The following is a 4361-nucleotide window of genomic DNA, read 5'->3' on the forward strand; positions in this document are numbered from 1 at the left end:
TTTCATAAATCAAGATTGGATCTGACTCACCTTTAATAACGGTTTCATCAATAACTACTTTGCTTACATCATCCATTGAAGGAAGCTCGTACATAGTATCAAGTAGTACACCTTCAACAATTGAACGAAGACCACGTGCGCCTGTTTTACGCTCCATTGCTTTGTGGGCAATTGCAGCTAAGGCATCATCGCGAAACTCAAGTTCAACGTCTTCCATACCAAACAATACTGAAAACTGTTTAGTAATCGCGTTTTTAGGTTCACTCAATATTTGTACAAGAGCTGCTTCATCAAGTTCTGTTAACGTAGCCACTACCGGCAAACGGCCTATAAACTCAGGAATTAAGCCATATTTAACTAAATCTTCTGGCTCTACATCTTTAAATGTTTCACTTAAAGAACGACTCGCCGCAGACTCTTTTACGCTAACGCCAAAACCGATACCGGTGTTTTTATGGCTACGTTGCTCAATTACTTTATCTAGGCCTGAAAATGCACCACCACAAATAAACAAGATTTTAGATGTATCTACTTGTAAAAACTCTTGCTGTGGATGTTTACGACCACCTTGCGGTGGAACAGAAGCAACGGTGCCTTCAATCAGTTTAAGTAGCGCCTGTTGAACGCCCTCGCCTGATACGTCACGCGTAATTGAAGGGTTATCTGATTTACGAGAAATCTTGTCAATTTCATCGATGTAGACAATACCGCGCTGTGCTTTTTCAACATCGTAATCGCACTTTTGTAAAAGCTTTTGAATGATGTTTTCAACATCTTCACCTACATAACCTGCTTCGGTTAATGTAGTGGCATCGGCCATAGTAAACGGCACGTCAAGTAGGCGCGCTAATGTTTCTGCAAGTAATGTTTTACCACTACCTGTTGGGCCGATAAGCAAAATATTACTTTTACTTAATTCAATGTCTTGCTTAGTCGATTGGTTACGTAGGCGTTTATAATGGTTATAAACGGCAACAGACAATACTTTTTTAGCATGGTCTTGACCAATAACATAATCGTCTAAGTGTTTACGAATTTCTTTTGGTACAGGTAGTTTGTCAGACGTATCATGCTTAGGAGCAATGTCTTTGATCTCTTCCCTGATAATATCGTTACACAACTCTACACATTCATCACAAACGTATACTGAAGGGCCTGCAATTAATTTACGCACTTCATGTTGGCTTTTGCCACAAAAAGAGCAGTATAACAATTTATTACTTTTGTCGCCGTCTGTAGGAGTGTCAGACATTCAGCTACCTCATTTTATTACGTTGGCCACCAAAACTATTGGCGGCTATTTCAATACGCTTTAACTATACCAAAATTTATTGGTTTTCGCATAGTAACTCAAAGTGGCAAACAGGCAGTCCTGCTTACCAAGCGCTTACTTTTTGTCGCGATTTGTAAACACAGAGTCTACCAAGCCGTAATCTACAGCTTGCGAAGCACTCATGAAGTTATCACGATCAGTGTCTTTAGAGATAATATCTAATGGTTGGCCTGTATGCTCAGCCATTAAGCGGTTAAGCTTATCTTTAATAGACAGAATTTCTTTAGCGTGTATTTCAAAGTCAGATGCTTGACCTTGGAAACCACCTAATGGTTGGTGAATCATCACACGTGAGTTTGGTAGGCAAAAACGCTTACCTTTAGCACCAGCAGTAAGTAAAAAAGCACCCATGCTTGCAGCTTGACCTACACATATTGTACTTACATCTGGTTTGATGAAGTTCATTGTGTCGTAAATAGCCATACCCGCAGTTACTGAACCACCTGGTGAGTTGATATATAAAAAGATATCTTTATCAGGGTTCTCTGATTCTAAAAATAGCATTTGCGCTAAGATCAGATTTGCCATGTTGTCTTCAACTTGACCTGTTAAAAAGATAATACGCTCTTTTAATAATCTCGAATAAATATCATACGAGCGCTCGCCTTTTGGTGTTTGTTCAACAACCATTGGGACCAATGCATTTAGGGGATCTGTAATACCAGTATTCATACTTATTTAATTCCTTATGCGCTTATACTTATCCTTATTATAAGGAAGCATAGTTATCGTTTTTCGCAAATTTAGAGCCAAAAACTAAAATGGCCCGGGCACGCTGTATAAACAGAGTAACACGAGCCATTTAATCGTTAGCGAGAGCTTAAGTCAATGACTTATTAAGCACCTTGCTGTGGATTCATGATGTCATCAAATGCTTTTTCAACATCAGTAACAACTGCTTTAGCTAAAATAGCTTCAACAGCTTGCTCTTCCATTGCTACATTACGCATTTGCTGCATAAGTTGATCATTACCTTTGTAGTATTCTACTACTTCAGTTGGATCTTCGTATGCAGAAGCTACTGTTGCGATTAATGCTTCAACTTTAGCATCATCAACTTTGATGTCGTTAGCTTTAATCACTTCACCTAATAAAAGGCCAGTTTTTACACGTGTTACAGCTTGCTCGTGGAACAATTCAGCTGGAAGCTCTGGCATGTTTTGAGCGTCGCCGCCAAAACGTTGAGCTGCTTGCTGACGTAGAGCATCAACTTCTTGATCAACAAGTGCTTTAGGCACTTCGATTTCGTTGTTAGCTAAAAGACCTTTGATTGCTTGGTCTTTAACGCTTGCTTTAACCGCTTGGTCTAGCTCACGTGTCATGTTCTTTTTAACTTCTTCTTTAAGCGCGTCTACGCCGCCTTCGGTAACACCGAATTTAGTTGCAAACTCTTCGCTTAATTCTGGTAATTCTTGCGCTTCAACTTTTTTCACTGTGATAGTGAATTGAGCCGCTTTACCTTTTAAGTTTTCAGCGTGGTAATCATCAGGGAAAGTTACATCAGCAACTACTTCTTCGCCTGCTTTTTTACCTACGATGTTATCTTCAAAACCTGGGATCATACGACCTTGGCCAAGTTCTAATGGGAAGTCTTCAGCTTTGCCGCCTTCAAATACTTCACCGTCGATAGTACCTACGAAATCAACTGTTACACGGTCGTTTTCGCCAGCAGCTGCATCAACATCAGCCCACGCTGCGTGTTGCTTACGAAGTGTTTCTAGCATGTTAGCTAAATCTTCGTCAGTTACTGTTACTGCTGGTTTTTCAACAGTAATTTTATCTAAACCTTGAACTTCAACTTCAGGGTAAACTTCAAACGTTGCTGAGAATTCTAAATCTTTACCTGCTTCAAGTGATTTAGGAGCGAATGTAGGCGCGCCAGCTGGGTTGATTTTTTCAGAAACGATTGCTTCGATGTAATTACGTTGCATTACTTCGCCAGCAACTTCTTGACGAACTGCAGGGCCAAAACGCTTGTTAATTACAGATACTGGAACTTTACCAGCACGGAAACCATCTATACGCTGTGTTTTTGACAGTTGTTGTAGGCGTTTTTTTACTTCGGTCTCAACGTTCTCTGAAGGAACGGTGATAGTTATACGGCGCTCAAGGCCTTGGGTCGTCTCAACAGAAACTTGCATGATTTACCTCAATATTCAATTTTGGCGACTGTTCGCCTTCCTTTACAAACAAAGTGTTCTGCATGAGTCTTGATAAAGTTTAAGCGGTTTTCCACACTTAAAAGCATCCGTCGCTACCATGAGACACCATTGCTGCTTTGCCCTTCGGGCACTATGTTAAACAATAGACGCGGCATTATAACCTAATATTTATGATAGTCGAGTATAGGGGGCAATTATTTGGACTAGATAAGGGACTATAAAGACTAACTGAATAAAAAACAGGCTAACTACGGACTAAATAGAATAAAATAGAAATTATTTAATAGAATTATAGGCTAACAGATTTAGATTTATAACTTAGAGGAGTTTACTTATTGTTCTTATAGGATAAGAAAATGGTCGGCGATGCAGGATTTGAACCTGCGACCCCTTGGACCCAAACCAAGTGCGCTACCAAACTGCGCTAATCGCCGACATTGAAGAGTTAACTTCTTTTTTCATACTGAACACTTAAACTGAGAGTTTAAGACCATTTTAAGAAAATGGTCGGCGATGCAGGATTTGAACCTGCGACCCCTTGGACCCAAACCAAGTGCGCTACCAAACTGCGCTAATCGCCGATATTCGTTGTAAATGGGGTGACTGATGGGGCTCGAACCCACGACAACCGGAATCACAATCCGGGGCTCTACCAACTGAGCTACAATCACCGCTATATTTACATGTTTTCAAATGGTGCACCCAGAAGGATTCGAACCTTCGACCGACGCCTTAGAAGGGCGTTGCTCTATCCAGCTGAGCTATGGGCGCATCGAAAACTTCATAGTTTACCAATAAGCTATTCGATTATAAAAAATTATAAAAAAATGGTCGGCGATGCAGGATTTGAACCTGCGACCCCTTGG

General features: G+C 40.5%; 3 protein-coding genes and 4 tRNA genes. All 7 read right to left on the minus strand.

The genetic code is table 11. The annotated features are described in order from the left end of the window. Positions 1-1252 (minus strand): ATP-dependent protease ATP-binding subunit ClpX (clpX, locus tag H5072_RS12735; protein ID WP_182693723.1); only part of this gene is annotated, 1252 nt, incomplete at its 3' end. Between the two features lie 135 nt (positions 1253-1387). After that, the gene (gene clpP / locus H5072_RS12740) at positions 1388-2005 is read right to left on the minus strand and encodes an ATP-dependent Clp endopeptidase proteolytic subunit ClpP (RefSeq protein ID WP_002958346.1); all 618 of its coding nucleotides are present in this window, start codon (positions 2003-2005) and stop codon (positions 1388-1390) included. A 164-nt stretch (positions 2006-2169) separates the two neighbouring features. After that, positions 2170-3474 (minus strand): trigger factor, encoded by a 1305-nt coding sequence (tig, locus tag H5072_RS12745; RefSeq protein WP_002958347.1) that lies wholly within the window; start codon positions 3472-3474, stop codon positions 2170-2172. Positions 3475-3852: 378 nt separating this feature from the next. Further along, a tRNA-Pro gene (locus H5072_RS12750) sits at positions 3853-3929 on the minus strand. Positions 3930-3999: 70 nt separating this feature from the next. Continuing rightward, positions 4000-4076, minus strand: a tRNA-Pro gene (locus tag H5072_RS12755). A 14-nt stretch (positions 4077-4090) separates the two neighbouring features. Then, positions 4091-4166 (minus strand) — tRNA-His (locus tag H5072_RS12760). Between the two features lie 23 nt (positions 4167-4189). Continuing rightward, positions 4190-4266 (minus strand) — tRNA-Arg (locus tag H5072_RS12765). Between the last annotated feature and the right edge of the window lie 95 nt (positions 4267-4361).

Origin of the sequence: Pseudoalteromonas sp. SR45-5 (assembly GCF_014163565.1) — a bacterium.
Classification (GTDB): Bacteria; Pseudomonadota; Gammaproteobacteria; order Enterobacterales; family Alteromonadaceae; genus Pseudoalteromonas; species Pseudoalteromonas distincta.

Excerpts from the sequence above, each read along its gene's own strand:
- clpP (WP_002958346.1), bottom strand. The coding sequence starts at position 2,005 with ATGAATACTGGTATTACAGATCCCCTAAATGCATTGGTCCCAATGGTT.
- tig (WP_002958347.1), bottom strand. The coding sequence starts at position 3,474 with ATGCAAGTTTCTGTTGAGACGACCCAAGGCCTTGAGCGCCGTATAACT.